Annotated in this window: 14 protein-coding genes; 9 read left to right on the top strand and 5 right to left on the bottom strand. The window is 45.4% G+C overall.

Annotated features, from left to right (window positions below; genetic code table 11):
• The first annotated feature begins 382 nt into the window (after positions 1-382).
• From zwf to gnd, 3 genes are read left to right on the top strand one after another with little or no spacing between them, the layout of a single operon-like run.
• Complete coding sequence (zwf, locus tag RXX31_RS07595; protein WP_317588481.1) at positions 383-1,885, top strand: glucose-6-phosphate dehydrogenase; 1,503 nt, start codon at positions 383-385, stop codon at positions 1,883-1,885.
• Positions 1,882-2,598, top strand: coding sequence for a 6-phosphogluconolactonase (gene pgl, locus RXX31_RS07590; protein WP_317588480.1), 717 nt, complete (start codon positions 1,882-1,884; stop codon positions 2,596-2,598). Before zwf ends, pgl begins: the two co-directional genes overlap by 4 nt.
• A 38-nt stretch (positions 2,599-2,636) precedes the next feature.
• Entirely contained in the window at positions 2,637-4,085 is a 1,449-nt protein-coding gene (gene gnd / locus RXX31_RS07585; protein WP_317588479.1) for a decarboxylating NADP(+)-dependent phosphogluconate dehydrogenase, read from the top strand.
• 81 nt (positions 4,086-4,166) lie between these two features.
• Here the strand turns inward: gnd and RXX31_RS07580 are convergent, their stop codons facing one another.
• Entirely contained in the window at positions 4,167-4,370 is a 204-nt protein-coding gene (locus RXX31_RS07580) for a hypothetical protein (RefSeq protein WP_317588478.1), read from the bottom strand.
• Between the two features lie 493 nt (positions 4,371-4,863).
• Here RXX31_RS07580 and RXX31_RS07575 point away from each other — a divergent pair, with 493 nt between their 5' ends.
• Positions 4,864-5,004, top strand: a complete 141-nt coding sequence (locus RXX31_RS07575) for a hypothetical protein (RefSeq protein WP_317588476.1) — start codon at positions 4,864-4,866, stop codon at positions 5,002-5,004.
• Between the two features lie 78 nt (positions 5,005-5,082).
• Here RXX31_RS07575 and RXX31_RS07570 read toward each other — a convergent pair whose 3' ends face one another.
• Complete coding sequence (locus tag RXX31_RS07570) at positions 5,083-6,840, bottom strand: sigma-54-dependent Fis family transcriptional regulator (protein ID WP_317588474.1); 1,758 nt, start codon at positions 6,838-6,840, stop codon at positions 5,083-5,085.
• 258 nt (positions 6,841-7,098) lie between these two features.
• On the opposite strand from RXX31_RS07570, the gene RXX31_RS07565 reads away from it, so the two are divergent.
• The gene (locus tag RXX31_RS07565) at positions 7,099-8,619 is read left to right on the top strand and encodes an aldehyde dehydrogenase family protein (RefSeq protein WP_317588472.1); all 1,521 of its coding nucleotides are present in this window, start codon (positions 7,099-7,101) and stop codon (positions 8,617-8,619) included.
• A 196-nt stretch (positions 8,620-8,815) separates the two neighbouring features.
• Complete coding sequence (locus RXX31_RS07560; RefSeq protein WP_317588470.1) at positions 8,816-9,787, top strand: TAXI family TRAP transporter solute-binding subunit; 972 nt, start codon at positions 8,816-8,818, stop codon at positions 9,785-9,787.
• A 167-nt stretch (positions 9,788-9,954) separates the two neighbouring features.
• On the opposite strand, the gene RXX31_RS07555 is transcribed toward RXX31_RS07560, so the two are convergent.
• The 3 genes from RXX31_RS07555 to RXX31_RS07545 form a co-directional block, all read right to left on the bottom strand.
• Positions 9,955-11,481 carry a tripartite tricarboxylate transporter permease gene (locus tag RXX31_RS07555; protein ID WP_317588469.1) on the bottom strand — a complete coding sequence of 509 codons (1,527 nt, stop codon included), beginning with the start codon at positions 11,479-11,481 and terminating at the stop codon, positions 9,955-9,957.
• A gap of 19 nt (positions 11,482-11,500) precedes the next feature.
• Positions 11,501-11,995 (bottom strand): tripartite tricarboxylate transporter TctB family protein, encoded by a 495-nt coding sequence (locus RXX31_RS07550; RefSeq protein ID WP_317588468.1) that lies wholly within the window; start codon positions 11,993-11,995, stop codon positions 11,501-11,503.
• A gap of 261 nt (positions 11,996-12,256) precedes the next feature.
• Positions 12,257-13,228, bottom strand: a complete 972-nt coding sequence (locus RXX31_RS07545; protein ID WP_317588467.1) for a tripartite tricarboxylate transporter substrate binding protein — start codon at positions 13,226-13,228, stop codon at positions 12,257-12,259.
• A gap of 92 nt (positions 13,229-13,320) precedes the next feature.
• Here RXX31_RS07545 and RXX31_RS07540 point away from each other — a divergent pair, with 92 nt between their 5' ends.
• From RXX31_RS07540 to prpB, 3 genes are all read left to right on the top strand, one after another.
• The gene (locus tag RXX31_RS07540) at positions 13,321-13,548 is read left to right on the top strand and encodes a hypothetical protein (protein WP_317588465.1); all 228 of its coding nucleotides are present in this window, start codon (positions 13,321-13,323) and stop codon (positions 13,546-13,548) included.
• Positions 13,549-13,807: 259 nt separating this feature from the next.
• A complete protein-coding gene (locus RXX31_RS07535) occupies positions 13,808-14,527 on the top strand; it encodes a GntR family transcriptional regulator (RefSeq protein WP_317588464.1) in 720 nt (239 codons plus the stop codon).
• Between the two features lie 12 nt (positions 14,528-14,539).
• Complete coding sequence (prpB, locus tag RXX31_RS07530) at positions 14,540-15,436, top strand: methylisocitrate lyase (protein ID WP_317588463.1); 897 nt, start codon at positions 14,540-14,542, stop codon at positions 15,434-15,436.
• Positions 15,437-15,519: the final 83 nt, after the last annotated feature.

Raw genomic sequence — 15,519 nt, 5'->3', positions numbered from 1 at the left:
TTAACTCAAATTGTAAGCGGATCTGAATTAAGTTTTTTTATATATAAAATACAATAAGTTAATCGTTTTTCTGCAACTTATTTAAACGTTTGCACTGGCAAGTGTTGATGTAAATCAAATTGTCGTAGACAATACTGCACCGTGTCGGACTCTCCTTCGCTTAAGTCGGGGGAGGAATCCTTGACCTAAATGACCTCAACAAGTCGTGCTTAGATGTGGTTGCGAGTATGACTTATTGAGGTTCTTTGGGCCTAATTTGACTTGCCTATCAACGTAATAGGTAAGAGCAATTTTCTATTTTGAAGTGCCGTTGATAGGGTAGGCTCATTCTTTTAGCCATATCCAGGCACACAATAAGTACCTCGTTTTTAAGGGAAAGATGATGGTAATACCAGAAAACAGCAGCATCGTTATTTTTGGTGCTTCAGGCGACCTTACTTACCGTAAGTTAATTCCTGCTTTATACCACCTTTATGCGAATAAGCAGCTTCCAGATAACTTTGCGATTCTGGGCGTAAGTCGAACTGAATACAGTGATGAATCTTATCGCGAGAAGCTGAAGAAATCGCTTCAGGAGATGGAAAAAACAGAGCCAGAAACGCTCAATGCATTTATTAACCATCTGCACTACCAAGCTATCAACACCTCAGATACCCAAGATTACGGCAAGTTGGTGACTCGTTTAGATCAACTAGCCGGCGAATACCAGCTAGAGCAGCGTAATACGCTTTTCTATCTAGCGACTCCTCCAAGCTTATACAGCGTTATTCCTGCAAGTCTTGCAGCACATGGATTGAACAACGAAGAAGATGGTTGGAAACGTCTGATCATTGAAAAGCCTTTCGGTTACGATCTGGAATCTGCGCGCAAACTGGACCAAGAAATCCACGAGCATTTCCAAGAGCACCAGATCTACCGTATTGACCACTACTTGGGTAAAGAAACGGTTCAAAACCTGTTGGTTTTCCGCTTCTCAAACGCGATGTTTGAACCGCTATGGAACCGTAACTTCATTGATTACGTTGAAATCACAGGTGCGGAATTCCTTGGTGTAGAAGAGCGTGGTGGCTACTACGATAACTCTGGCGCAGTGCGTGACATGTTCCAAAACCACCTTCTGCAAGTTTTAGCAATGGTAGGTATGGAGCCGCCGGCACAAATTAACGCTGACTCTATGCGTGACGAAGTGGTCAAAGTACTGCAGTGTTTGAAACCTCTGGATGAGGACGCGCTGCGTAACGATCTTGTACTTGGTCAATACACTGCTTCTGAAGTACGTGGACAGCATCTACCAGGTTACCGTGAAGAAAATGGCGTAGCAGATGACTCTCGCACAGAGACTTACATCGGCCTGAAAGCCCACATTAACAACTGGCGTTGGAACGGCGTTCCTTTCTACGTGCGCACAGGTAAACGTCTGCCAACACGTGTAACGGAAGTGGTTATTCACTTTAAAGCGACGCCACACCCAGTGTTTGGCCAAAATGCACCAGAAAACAAACTGATCATCCGAATTCAGCCAGACGAAGGCATCCAGATGAGTTTCGGTTTGAAAGAACCGGGCGCTGGCTTTAAAGCCAAAGAAGTGAAGATGAACTTCCACTACACTTCTTTAGAAGAAACGCAAATGCTGACTGCGTACGAACGTCTGCTACTTGATTCACTAAACGGCGACGCGACACTATTCGCACGCAGCGATGCAGTGGAAGCATGCTGGCAGTACGTGCAGCCAATTCTGGACTTCAAGCAAGATCCACAATCGCTCTTTGGCTACGCTTGTGGTACTTGGGGACCAAAAGAAGCCGATGATTTGCTGCAACGTGACAGCCGCGCATGGCGTTTCCCATGTAAAAACTTAACAGATACGGACTACTGCGAACTATGATCAACCATAAGATCTTCAACACAGCACAGCAGGTTGTGGAAAGCTTAGCTAATGATATGAAAGCGCTGAGCGAACAAGGACGACCTATTCACATCTCATTGTCTGGTGGTAGCACACCAAAAATGTTGTTTAAGCTTCTGGCGAGCGATGGGTACGCAGAGTCGATTCAATGGCAAAACCTTCACTTCTGGTGGGGCGACGAGCGTTGCGTAGCGCCAGATGACGCGGAAAGCAACTACGGTGAAGCAAACACACTGTTGTTTAGCCAAGTGAACATCCCGGCAGAAAACATCCACCGTATCCTGGGTGAAAACGATCCTCAGGGTGAAGCTGAGCGCTTTGCAAAAGAAATGGCAGACGTGATCCCGTGTGAAAACGGCACGCCAGTATTTGACTGGATTCTGCTAGGCGTTGGTGCTGATGGCCACACTGCTTCTTTGTTCCCAGGTCAGACTAATTATGAAGACGAGAACTTATCTCTGGTAGCGTCTCATCCAGAGTCTGGTCAACTTCGCGTGTCTAAGTCAGCGAAAGTGCTAGAAGCAGCAAAACGAATCAGCTACCTAGTACTTGGCTCAGGTAAAGTTGAAATCGTTCACGAAATTCACACCACTCCAGCAAGCGAGCTGCCTTATCCTGCAGCAAAAATCCAGTCTAAAACTGGTGCAACGGAATGGTATTTAGATTTAGACGCAGCAGCAAAAATTTCTTAATAAGCAGCGCGTCAATAGAACACAATCGGAGAGAAACAATGAAAGGTGATATCGGTGTAATTGGCCTTGCGGTAATGGGCCAAAACCTTATCTTAAACATGAACGACCACGGCTTTAAAGTTGTGGCTCACAACCGTACTGCAGCTAAAGTAGACGAGTTTCTGGAAGGCCCTGCAAAAGGCACTAACATCGTTGGCGCATACTCTCTTGAAGAGCTAGTAGAAAAGCTAGAAGCACCACGTAAAGTGATGCTGATGGTTCGTGCAGGTGACGTTGTAGATAAGTTCATCGAAGCGCTAGTTCCTCTGCTAGACGAAGGCGACATCATCATCGATGGTGGTAACACAAACTACCCAGATACAAACCGTCGCGTTGCAGCACTACGTGAACAAGGCATCCACTTCATCGGTACTGGTGTATCTGGTGGTGAAGAAGGTGCACGTTTTGGTCCATCTATCATGCCAGGTGGCGCACCAGAAGCTTGGGAAGCGGTTAAGCCTATCTTCCAAGGTATCTCTGCAAAAACTGACGCTGGCGAGCCTTGCTGTGACTGGGTTGGTAACGATGGTGCAGGTCACTTCGTTAAGATGGTTCACAACGGTATCGAATACGGCGACATGCAGCTGATCACTGAAGCTTACCAGTTCATGAAAGACGGTCTTGGTATGTCTGCAGACGAGATGCAAGCGGTATTTGCTGACTGGAACAAAACTGAGCTAGACAGCTACCTGGTAGAAATCACGGCTGACATCCTTGGCTACAAAGATGAAGACGGCGAAGCGCTAGTTGAGAAGATCCTGGACACGGCTGGTCAAAAAGGTACTGGTAAATGGACGGGTATCAACGCGCTAGACCTAGGTATTCCTCTAACGCTTATCTCTGAGTCTGTATTCTCTCGTTGCCTTTCTGCACTGAAAGACCAGCGTGTTGAAGCTGAAAAACTATTCGGCAAGACAATCACACCAGTTGAAGGTGACAAGCAAGAGTGGGTTGATGCACTTCGTCAGGCGCTTCTAGCGTCTAAGATCATCTCTTACGCTCAAGGCTTTATGCTAATGCGCGAAGCGTCTAACGAAAACGGCTGGGACCTAAACTACGGTAACGTTGCTCTTATGTGGCGTGGTGGTTGTATCATCCGTTCTGCGTTCCTGGGCAACATCCGTGATGCATACGAAGCGAACCCAGATCTAGCATTCCTAGGTTCTGATGATTACTTCAAAGGCATTCTACAAAACAGCCTGGTAGCATGGCGTAAAGTGGCAGCTAAGTCTCTAGAAGCTGGTATCCCAATGCCTTGTACGACTTCTGCACTGACGTTCCTAGACGGTTACACAACAGCTCGTCTACCTGCTAACCTGCTTCAAGCTCAACGTGACTACTTCGGTGCTCACACATATGAGCGTACTGACCGTGAGCGTGGTGAATTCTTCCACACTAACTGGACTGGTACAGGCGGCGATACAGCGTCTACAACTTACGACGTTTAATACGTTTTAAGTACACCGACACAATCTAAATGGATGCCCAGGTGGCATCCATTTTGTGTTGGAAAAACCAAGGCAGAGTCTTCAGGCGCTTTTGCCATTGGAGTGAGTTTTAGGGTGGGTAATCTTGTCTTTCAAGTAGAGGATTGCGCTGACGATAAGAGCCGCTGCGGAAACGGTAAAGAGCGCATACATGCTCAGAATCCAGGCGAGCGTGGCGGTCAGAAACGCAATAAAAGAAAACATTCTGCTGAATGACATGATATGACCTAGCTTGTTACTTTTCATAACGCCTCCCAAAGCTTAGAGAGGAGAGACAAGAGTGATGTCTCACATCAACGTTATTGTCTCCATTTCTTAGCTTGAACACCTAAAAAGCAGCTAAATATTTCTCAAAAAAGGTGGAATGTTGAACCTGTAGACAAAATTTATGCTGATCTGAGGATCAACTCAGGCCCTATGCACTTAAGATTGTTTGCAAGATCTCATCCTTTATGTGTCGGAGCGTAGAGGAGCTTTTTCTTTTTTTGAAACAATGAATTATAACTGTGAGCGTAATAAGAATGGTTATCACGCAAGGTGGCATGGGGTGCTTTATGTTGAGAAGATTACTTTGTAAGCCCTTGAACTACGCCTGAAATATCCTCGTAAATGGAGGATGTCTAAATTTTTAAAAAACTCTATCTTCGATATCAACAATAAATCGCTGGAGGAAGCCGTTTTCACTGGCAGGTTTATGTTGATTATAAGGTGGTAAATACAACTCATTGAGGTTCTAACGATGACTCTTAACAAGTATTTTGTTTTCAGCCCTGCGAAACTGAAGCAGCAGGAAATACAAAACGACGCTAAAGCGAAATCTGCAAAGGAAACTCAACGTCGGGCACTGGTCAAGCAGGCACAACAAGCTGGCGGACTCTAACGCCAACAATAAAAAGAAAGAGCACCCATTGCGGGTGCTCTTCAAAACGCCATCAAAGCCATCATTAACGATGATTGACTACTTAATCATTCCCATGCTCTTCAGTTTCCGATAAATCGTATTCCGGCTCACACCGAGCATACGAGATGTCTTACTGATGTTCCCTTGATTTGCCTGGTAGGTTTTTACCAGTTTGTCTTCGACTGTAGTACGTATATCCGTAGTCGGTTCTGCGCTTGCCTGTTGTTGTATCTGGCTAAGTTTCTTAGATAAGTGAGTTGGGACATGCGCCAGCTCTAACATCGCTTCACCTTGTGCCATGAGCGCAGAAACTTTTATCAGGCTATCGAGCTCTCGCAAGTTACCCGGCCACGAATATGAGAGCAGCAGAGATAATAGGTGAGGGCATAAGTGTTGATTTGGTTCCGCATGTCGGCGGTGAAGACTTTCAATCAGCTTTTGCTTGTCTTGTCGTTCTTCCAATCTAGGCAACTCGATGATCAGCCCATTCAGTCGATAATATAAATCTTGTCGGAACTCGCCCTGTTCAACCAAGGCTTCAAGATCTTTGTGTGTTGCCGCAATAATCTGAGTATCCACCTGAACGCTTTGATTGGACCCAACAGGAAGTACGGTTTTGTCCTGAAGTACATGTAGAAGGCGGCTTTGTGCAGCGATTGGTAAGTCAGCAATCTCATCGAGGAACAGGGTTCCTTTGTGTGCTTGGCGAATCTTACCCTGATAGCCTTTGCTGTTTGCGCCGGTAAAGGCGCCCGCCACATAGCCAAACAACTCAGATTCAATAAGGTCTTTAGGCAGTGCACCGCAGTTGACTGCCACCAGTGGGCCGCTTTTGCGTTGGCTATTGCTATGCAGGGCTTTTACAAATTCGTTTTTACCCACGCCCGTCTCGCCCAGGATCATCATACTAATGTCTTTATCGACGACGCGGTTCGCTTGTTGCCAACAGTGTTCAACTTTGCAGTCGCCATAATGAAGATTGTTAGAGGCACTGATGGAACGGGACTGGATTTTTCTTTCCGACAGTGGCGCCGTTCTGAATACGATCGGCTGGTCTGAATTCTGGTGGGACAGAATTTCCTCTAATGATTGACCAACAACAGTGCTGCGATCGAGTAGCTGCGATGCGACCTGATTGTGCGCCAAAATTTCACCGGCTTCGTTGGCGATAATTATGCCTTGCCAGCCGCTATTTAATAGGTTTTTGTCGCAGGCTAAATCAACCCGAATATGACCACTCGGGATCTGATTTAACATTTGGTTTTCGACCAGCTGAACCATATTCTGTACCAGCATTTGGGTAGAGAGATCATGCTTTTCCTGTTCGCTGGTAATGTCCAATACACCAAGGAGTTGGCCTAGATGATCAAATATAGGGTTCGCTGAGCAACTGATGAAACGATGTTGCTGAATAAAGTGTTGGTCGCCAAGCACCGAGACCGGTTTTGCTTCGATCAGTGCAGTACCAATGGCGTTCGTTCCTTTCAGTTTTTCCTGCCAGCATGCACCTGAACTTAGGGCTATTTCGGTGAGTTTCTCTCTAAACCTTGGTTTACCCCAGCTACCAATGATCACGCCATCCGCATCAGTAAGAATCAATCGACTATTGCTGTGAGCATACATTTGGTTAAAAAGGGGAAGCGCGAATTGTTTTACTGCATCCAGCAGGAAATTCAATTGGTGACGTCTGTCCTTTAGTGTCGCAGAGTTGACGCGAACATCTTCTGGTAGTCGACGCTGTTTTAAACCCGCTTGCTCGCTTCTGAGCCAGGAGGTCGATAGCCAGTTATTATCGGTAATATGTTGAAGTTCCATGACTGTACCATTTTGTCACAGTGAGCATGTTCCATTTTGCAACACTTGAACACTGGTGTTCACACCATACATCTATTCAAACAACACTCACTTAAATTGTTATCGCTTGGTAATCATAGTGTTACATTTGATTAACAACAAGTCTGTCTTACTTGGCCTGTGACTTGCGTATTACTCTTTGTTAACAGTGACCTATGACACTGTCAAAAAAACAAAGTGTTTCAAACACTAACTGAACGAGAAACAAAAGGAAGAGTTATGATTTACGCACAGCCAGGTAGTGAAAATGCCATCGTTAACTTCAAGTCACATTATGATAACTTTATCGGTGGAGAGTGGGTGAAACCGACAGGTGGGGAGTACTTCGACAATATTTCGCCAATCAACGGAAAGCCTTATTGTAAAGTAGCTCGCTCAGGTGAAGCCGACATCAATTTAGCATTGGATGCAGCACACAACATCAGAGAAAAGTGGGCGAAGACCAGCGCTGCTGAGCGTTCTAATCTGCTTTTAAAAATTGCCGATCGTCTTGAACAGCACATTGAAGAGCTAGCGTTGGTTGAGACATGGGAAAACGGTAAGCCGATCCGTGAAACATTGGCAGCAGACATCCCCCTTGTTGTCGACCATTTCCGTTACTTTGCAGGTTGTATTCGAGCTCAGGAAGGCAGCGCCGCTGAAATTGATGAGACCACGGCAGCGTACCACTTTCCAGAACCAATCGGTGTGGTAGGTCAGATTATTCCCTGGAACTTCCCAATCTTGATGGCGGCATGGAAACTCGCGCCAGCGTTAGCCGCAGGCTGCTGTGTGGTCCTCAAACCGGCAGAGCAAACACCAACATCGATTTTGGTTCTGATGGAAAAAATCGCTGATTTACTTCCACCAGGCGTAGTTAACGTAGTCAATGGTTATGGCTCAGAGGCGGGTCAGGCGCTGGCAACCAGTAACCGTATCGCGAAACTGGCATTTACGGGCTCAACGCAAGTGGGTAATCACATTCTAAAATGTGCCGCAGACAACCTGATCCCTTCTACTGTCGAGCTGGGTGGTAAATCACCGAACATTTACTTCCCAGATGTGTTTGATCACGAAGACGAATTTGTAGACAAGTGTATCGAAGGTACGCTTCTGGGCTTCTTTAACCAAGGTGAAGTGTGTACCTGTCCATCTCGTGTGTTGGTACATGAGTCAGTCTATGACAAGTTTGTCGCTAAAGTGGCTGAGCGAGCGAAGTTAATCAAGCAAGGCAACCCGCTAGACACTGAAACTCAGGTTGGTGCGCAAGCTTCGCAAGAACAGTTCGATAAGATTCTGAGCTACCTGGAAATCGGCCGCGAAGAGGGTGCTAAAGTTGTCTTCGGTGGTGATATTGCCAAACAAGATGGTGATCTTGAGCAGGGTTACTACATTCAGCCAACGCTGTTGGAAGGTCATAATAAGATGCGTGTTTTCCAGGAAGAGATTTTTGGACCTGTTATCGCAATTACGACATTCAAAGATGAAGCTGAAGCGCTTGCGATTGCAAACGACACTGAATACGGCTTAGGTGCGGGTGTCTGGACACGCGATCAAAACCTGGCTTACCGTATGGGCCGTAACATCGAAGCTGGTCGTGTTTGGATTAACTGTTACCACGCGTACCCAGCTCATGCCGCATTTGGTGGTTACAAGAAGTCAGGTATTGGCCGCGAAACGCATAAGATGATGCTGGGTCATTATCAAAATACCAAAAACTTACTGATCAGCTACAGTGTTGATCCACTAGGGTTCTTCTAATTAGGGACGTCCCAGTAAGATAAGAAAAAGCAGTATTAACGCAAGCCCCGTAAATTCGGGGCTTTTGTTATCAATCAATAAATAAGTTGTATACGAACAAGTAAACAAATTTTATATGCTGTGAACTCATGCATAATCAATCGATTAACGCTTGCTATACTTTAACCGTCACAAACAAAAGGAAAAAGGAAGTTCAATGTTAAAGTTTAAGCAAATCGCGATAACTGCTTCTCTCGCAGCGCTAAGTACAAGTTTCTCGGCTGCTGCTGCAGATACGTTTGTCACGATTGGTACGGGCGGGGTAACAGGGGTTTACTATCCAACGGGTGGTGCAATCTGTCGTCTTGTGAACAAGTCGCGTGCCGACCACGGAATCCGTTGTTCTGTAGAAAGTACCGGTGGTTCTATCTACAACATCAATACGATCCGAGCTGGCGAATTAGATTTGGGTATCGCTCAGTCAGACTGGCAATACCATGCTTATAACGGCACCAGTCAGTTTGCAGATGCTGGCCCGTTCAAAGAGCTAAGAGCGGTATTCTCTGTTCACCCAGAACCATTCACCGTTGTTGCACGCAAAGATGCCAATATTAAGTCGTTTGATGACTTGAAAGGCAAGCGTGTAAACATTGGTAACCCCGGTTCCGGTCAGCGCGGTACGATGGAAGTGCTGATGAATGAGTACGGTTGGACAAATGATGACTTTAAACTGGTTTCTGAGCTGAAAGCGGCCGAGCAGTCTAAAGCACTATGTGATAATAAAATCGATGCGATGGTTTACACCGTAGGTCACCCAAGTGGTGCGATTAAAGAGGCAACTACCTCTTGTGACAGCAATATCGTTGAGATATCAGGTTCTCACGTAGATAAATTGATCGCTGACAATAGTTTCTATCGTGTTGCCACCGTGCCTGGTGGTATGTATCGCGGATCTGAAGATGACGTGCATACTTTTGGTGTCGGTGCCACTTTTGTTTCTTCAACTTCGGTACCTGAAGACGTGGTTTACAATGTGGTGAAAGCGGTGTTTGAAAACTTTGATGACTTCCGTCGTCTTCACCCAGCATTCGCTAACCTGAAGAAAGAAGAAATGGTCAAAGATGGTTTGTCTGCGCCACTTCATCCAGGTGCATTGAAGTACTATAAAGAAGTGGGTTTGATTAAATAACCACATTTCAGCCCCCAAACTTTCGAAACAGCAAGCGCCATCATTTTGATGGCGCTTTTACTTTATGTCTTAATTTTGAAGTCGTTAACTCTAGTTAACTTGATGAAAGAAAAAAGCCACCGTGCTGGTGGCTTTTAGAAGTCAATCATGGGGGATGACAGACTTATTTATTGTTCAACTTTTACCGGTTGAGCTCTTAGCTTTTGAAACAGTTTTACAAATAATGGGCTGCTTAGTACCAGTACTGCTAATACCGTAAAGGTTAGTGTAATAGGTCGTTCCCACAAGAAGCTCAACTCACCATCTGAAATCATCAGTGCTCGACGTAAGTTCTCTTCCATCAAACCGCCAAGGATAAAACCAAGCAGCAACGGAGCGAGAGGGAAGTTCGCTAACCGTAGCGCAATGGCAGCCATTGCAACAAGCAGCATCACAAAGACATCCATCGTATTGAACGAAACCAGGTATACGCCGGTGATAGAGAAGAACAAAATCATCGGAAGCAGTACGGTTCTTGGTACCGCCAGAAGTTTCGAGATGTACGGAATAAGCGGTAAGTTAAGAATAACCAGTACGATGTTACCAAAATACATAGAGATAATAACTGACCAGAATACATCCGGGTGCTCAACAAACAGGCGTGGACCAGGCTGAATACCGTAAGCGATCAAAGCACCAAGCATAATAGCAGTGGTACCTGAACCAGGAATACCAAGTGTCAACAATGGTACAAATGAGCCACTTGATGCAGCGTTATTCGCCGATTCTGGTGCTACCAGACCACGAATACTGCCCTTACCAAATTCTTCTTTTTTCTCTTTCGGCGCCAGATTACGTTCCAAACCGTAGCTTAAGAACGCGGCAATTGTTGCACCTGCGCCCGGTAGTACGCCGGTAAAGAAGCCCAGAATAGAAGAACGAATAGAAACAGGTGCCACTTCTTTGATTTCTTCTTTGGTGACTTTCATCGAGCCGATGTTGCTCAACTTGTCTTGCTCTTCATCGCGAGTGTCTGCAGAGGGCTTAAGAATACCCATTAGCGTTTCACCCAGTGCAAACGTCGCCATCGCCAGTAGCAAGAAGCTAAAGCCGTCCATCAAGTCAGTCAAGCCGAAGGTAAAGCGCTCAACGCCTACGCCTTTATCGATACCAACTGTTGACAGCATTAGACCCAGAATGGTCATCATCCACGCTTTAATTACCTGGCCTTTACCTGCGAATGCGGCAACTGCAGACAGACCAAGAAGCATCAACGCGAAGTAGTCTGAGGATTGAAAACTTAGTGATACCTTTGCCAATGCAGGTGCTGCGACTAACAACATGATTGCCGATAACGTACCACCAGTGAAAGAAGAGTAGGCAGCTAACGCTAACGCTTTACCAGCCTGACCTTTCTGTGCCATTGGGTAACCGTCAAATGCGGTTACTACGGTAGAAGAACAGCCTGGTGCGTTGATCAAAATCGAAGACGTAGAGCCACCAAATACCGCGCCGTAGTAGACACCTGCCATCAAGATCAGACCAGATGAAGGTTCCAGACCGTAAGTAATTGGGATCATCAACGCGATCGCAGAAATAGGGCCAAGACCAGGCAGCATTCCGATAAATGTACCGACAAAACAGCCAACAATCACCATCATGATGTTCATTGGCATCACCGCCGTGGATAAACCTTGTAGAATTCCATCTAACATAATTCTTTCCTTTGTTTGGCTACCAGATGATGAAAATTAAACCCGGCTCAAGATAGATATCTAACCCTTGAGTCAGCAGTAAATAAAAGGCGATAACAAAAGGGAAAGAAGCACCAAACAAAATGGACTTGCGTCTTTCACCAAGTAAGTAAAAGCCTGCTAGAAGGAAGAAACCGGTCGCTAACACAAATCCCAGATAAGTTAGGCCAACGCCATATAGTGCCATTAACACTAAAAATGAGATCAGCAGCTTCCAGTTGAACGTCAACACAGCACCACTTTTCTTATCCGGCTGGCCGGTGACTAACAATAAAAGTGCTAAACCGATACCGATGTAGGTCAGAATTGTCGGTAATGTGCGGGCTGTAAACGGTTCATATTCATCTCCGGGGAACAATGCGATTTGAGAAGTTTGGTAACCGTAACAAAGACAGAAAAGTAAAAAGATCATCGCACCGACGCGATCGCGACAGAGCAAGTTTTCTTTGGTAAAAAAGTTGGTTGAACGAGACATATTCAACTCCTAACGAAGGTATAAAAGACCGTATATGGGCGTTAATGTGCAAGGTAATCCATTAACAATTAAGCATTTCGCTGCTAGTCGAGCCGCTTATCAATCTATAAACAAAGGAGTAGGTATGCCGAATGTCGACAATGCCCATATACGGTGAAACTTAGCGTGCAAATACAGAGTTGGGGCTAATACCAAATCAGATTTCTCCGTTTTGGTATTGGAGAATTAGCCCCGTTTAATGTTGAGTTTCAGGTAACCTGATTATTTAAGGAAACCTAAATCACGCATTAGATCGCCCATTTGCTGTTCCTGTTCTTCAAGGAACGCGACGAAGTCTTTATCGGCTTTATAGTTGTCGATCCAGCCATTACGGTCACGAACGACTTGCCATTCGTCGGTCTTGTACATTTTTGTTAAGGCAGAATTCCAGTCGTCGATTTTTTCTTGGCTAACGCCTGGCGCTGCGAAGAAACCACGCCAGTTAGCAAATACCGTTTCATTGCCGTATTCCGTTAGTGTTGGAATATTTGGAGCCGCTTCTAGACGTTTAGGCGCTGTGATAGCAAGCACTTTAACTTGTCCAGATTTCGACATTTCAAGTACTTCACCTAAGCCGGTTGAAAGTAATTGGGTTTCACCAGAAAGTAGCGCAGCCATTGCTTTACCGCCCGCGTCGTAGCCGATATAACGAACTTTACGTGCGTCAAAACCTTCGCCTTTGAATGCAGCTGCAATGACAAGGTGATCCATTGAACCACGAGCTGAACCGCCAGCGATCTTCACTTTACGTGGGTTCTCTTCAAACGCTTTGACGACGTCTTCCCATGAGTTATATGGTGAATCTGCGGACGTAACAATAGCGCCGTAGTCAGCAACGGTTGCTGCAACTGGGGTTAGGTCACGGAAAGATTGTGGGAAAATACCACTAAGAGAACGTACAACGATTGGCGTTGAGTTCACCATGAGTGTGTCTTCTTGACGCTCTGCGGTTTCAATTAAGTGAGCAATGGCTTTACCGCCGCCGCCACCAGACAGGTTTTGGAATGATACAGTTTCAACGATGTCTGATTTCACTAAAACATCACCCGTACCGCGTGCTGTCATATCCCAGCCGCCACCGGCGCCTCCAGGAATGAGGAAATGCATTTTTTCTACATCAGCTGCGAAAGTGTTAAATGAAAATGAAGCAGCGATGATAGATGCGGCGAGCGTTGGTTTTATTACCTTTAACATGTTCACGTTCCTTATGTGAGTGACTCTATTCTTTTGATGAGTCTTATTGTCGTTTCAGCTTTGACGCTGAAGTTTGTTGAAAGGTTAATTAAGTGTTAATGGTATGTCTGCAAAAGGTAGATAAAGAGAATATTGAGCATTACGGGGATTTTGTTCATAAAGTTCACGCTGGGGGAGGCGGTGTCGAACAGATAGAACTCAACGTGGCCTTAGGATCCTTACCTATGAAAAATCAACTGATTACGGGAGCAATCAAAGTTCATAAGATAATGACCGAACAAGAAATCATTAAGTATTTTGCAGCTAAAGGGGAAGTTTGAAAGACGAATTTTACTGCTGAATTTATTTTTATATCTTTTAATCAATGAGTTATGTGTGGTTAAGTTGTCGACAACTGCTGAATTTTTATGACGATTATCGCTGGTAACTGTCATTTATCTTCTCTATATATGACCTTTTAATAAGACCTTAGTCTAAATTGTCGACAATTCACTTGATTGTCGACACTTTGATCGTTTATTTTATATTTAGGTTAAGGAATTGTAGACATTTCGGTGTCATTGATGTGAGTGCCTGAATATGAACTCTGAGTTGAAAGCTCGTTTTAAAGTGATAGCTACGGAGAAAGAACACACTAAGTCTGAAACGCTGACTGAGTCGTTGATTGAAGCTATTGTGAATGGTGATGTCGCACCAGGGAGTAAAATCTCAGAGCCTGAGCTTGCCAGGAAGTATCAAGTCAGCCGTGGCCCTTTACGTGAAGCCATCATGCGTTTAGAAGGCTTAGGCCTAATCGAGCGCATCCCGCATGTTGGTGCGAGAGTGATTACCTTTTCTCCTGAAAAGTTAATTGAACTTTACTCCGTGCGCGAAGCGTTAGAAGGAATGGCAGCAAGACTTGCCGCTCGCCATATTACGCAAGAAGAGCTATTGAGTTTGGAAATGCTATTGTCGACACACTCGAAGCATATTGACCAGGTAGAAGGTTCTTCTTATTTCCACCAACATGGTGACTTTGATTTCCACTATCGCATCATTCAGGCAAGCCGAAATAGCAAGTTGATTACGCTATTGTGTGATGAGTTGTACCACCTATTGCGAATGTATCGCTATCAGTCGCCACGTTCGCAATCTCGTCCGAATGAAGCACTTAACGAACACAAATATATTTTGGAAGCCATTCGTAATCGCGATGAAGAGCTTGCAGAAATGCTGATGAGACGACACATCTCTGGAAGTCGAAAACTCATCCAATCGCAGATTATTCATACAGAAACTGAAAGTTTAGACAAAGACTAGAAGGAATTCGTCATGAGCTTAACACCGGGGGCGAAGTTCAGACTCGCCATTGAACAAAACAATCCGCTACAAATCGTCGGTACCGTGAACCCATACTGCGCCATGATGGCGAAAAACCTGGGGCATCAAGCGATTTACTTATCTGGTGGCGGCATTGCTAATGCTTCTTACGGATTGCCAGACCTGGGCATCACAACACTGAATGATGTGTTGGTTGACGTTAATCGCATTACCAACGCTTGTGACTTGCCATTGCTGGTGGATATCGACACAGGTTTTGGCGGCGCATTCAATATCGCTCGTACGATCAAGCAAATGGAAAAAGCGGGCGCAGCTGCCGTTCATATGGAAGACCAGGTCGCGCAAAAACGTTGTGGTCACCGTCCGAACAAAGCGATTGTTAGCCAACAAGAGATGGTTGACCGTGTAAAAGCAGCGGTTGATGCGCGTAACGATGAAAGTTTCGTGATTATGGCTCGTACCGATGCACTTGCAGTTGAAGGCATGGACAGTGCGATTGAACGCGCGATTGCCTGTGTGGAAGCTGGCGCGGATATGATTTTCCCAGAAGCGATGAACAAGCTGGATCAGTACGTACAGTTCTCTACTGCGCTAGAGCAGGCGACAGGAAAGCATGTGCCTATCTTAGCTAACATCACTGAGTTCGGTGCAACGCCACTGTATGGCTGTGATGAACTGGCAAAAGCCAAAGTGGACATGGTGCTTTACCCACTCAGTGCATTCCGTGCCATGAACAAAGCGGCGGAAACGGTTTACAAGCACCTGCTAGAAGTCGGCAATCAGGAAGCGCTGGTTGATTCAATGCAGACACGTAAAGAGCTATACCAGCACCTTAATTACCACGAATACGAAGACAAACTTGACCAGCTGTTCTCAGAAGGAAAATAGCGGGGAAGTAATACTAAACCGAAGCCCAAGAAAATAAACGGAAGCCCAAGAAATTTAATTGATAGAGATAATCGGAATTTATC

This window comes from Vibrio sp. EA2 (assembly GCF_033042495.1).
Lineage (GTDB): Bacteria > Pseudomonadota > Gammaproteobacteria > Enterobacterales > Vibrionaceae > Vibrio.
Note: the sequence above shows the minus strand (reverse complement) of the source record. Positions and strands in the feature narration are given on the sequence as shown.

Coding starts and splice junctions, on each gene's coding strand:
- zwf (WP_317588481.1), top strand. CDS start 383: ATGGTAATACCAGAAAACAGCAGCATCGTTATTTTTGGTGCTTCAGGC.
- pgl (WP_317588480.1), top strand. CDS start 1,882: ATGATCAACCATAAGATCTTCAACACAGCACAGCAGGTTGTGGAAAGC.
- gnd (WP_317588479.1), top strand. CDS start 2,637: ATGAAAGGTGATATCGGTGTAATTGGCCTTGCGGTAATGGGCCAAAAC.
- RXX31_RS07580 (WP_317588478.1), bottom strand. CDS start 4,370: ATGAAAAGTAACAAGCTAGGTCATATCATGTCATTCAGCAGAATGTTT.
- RXX31_RS07575 (WP_317588476.1), top strand. CDS start 4,864: ATGACTCTTAACAAGTATTTTGTTTTCAGCCCTGCGAAACTGAAGCAG.
- RXX31_RS07570 (WP_317588474.1), bottom strand. CDS start 6,840: ATGGAACTTCAACATATTACCGATAATAACTGGCTATCGACCTCCTGG.
- RXX31_RS07565 (WP_317588472.1), top strand. CDS start 7,099: ATGATTTACGCACAGCCAGGTAGTGAAAATGCCATCGTTAACTTCAAG.
- RXX31_RS07560 (WP_317588470.1), top strand. CDS start 8,816: ATGTTAAAGTTTAAGCAAATCGCGATAACTGCTTCTCTCGCAGCGCTA.
- RXX31_RS07555 (WP_317588469.1), bottom strand. CDS start 11,481: ATGTTAGATGGAATTCTACAAGGTTTATCCACGGCGGTGATGCCAATG.
- RXX31_RS07550 (WP_317588468.1), bottom strand. CDS start 11,995: ATGTCTCGTTCAACCAACTTTTTTACCAAAGAAAACTTGCTCTGTCGC.
- RXX31_RS07545 (WP_317588467.1), bottom strand. CDS start 13,228: ATGTTAAAGGTAATAAAACCAACGCTCGCCGCATCTATCATCGCTGCT.
- RXX31_RS07535 (WP_317588464.1), top strand. CDS start 13,808: ATGAACTCTGAGTTGAAAGCTCGTTTTAAAGTGATAGCTACGGAGAAA.
- prpB (WP_317588463.1), top strand. CDS start 14,540: ATGAGCTTAACACCGGGGGCGAAGTTCAGACTCGCCATTGAACAAAAC.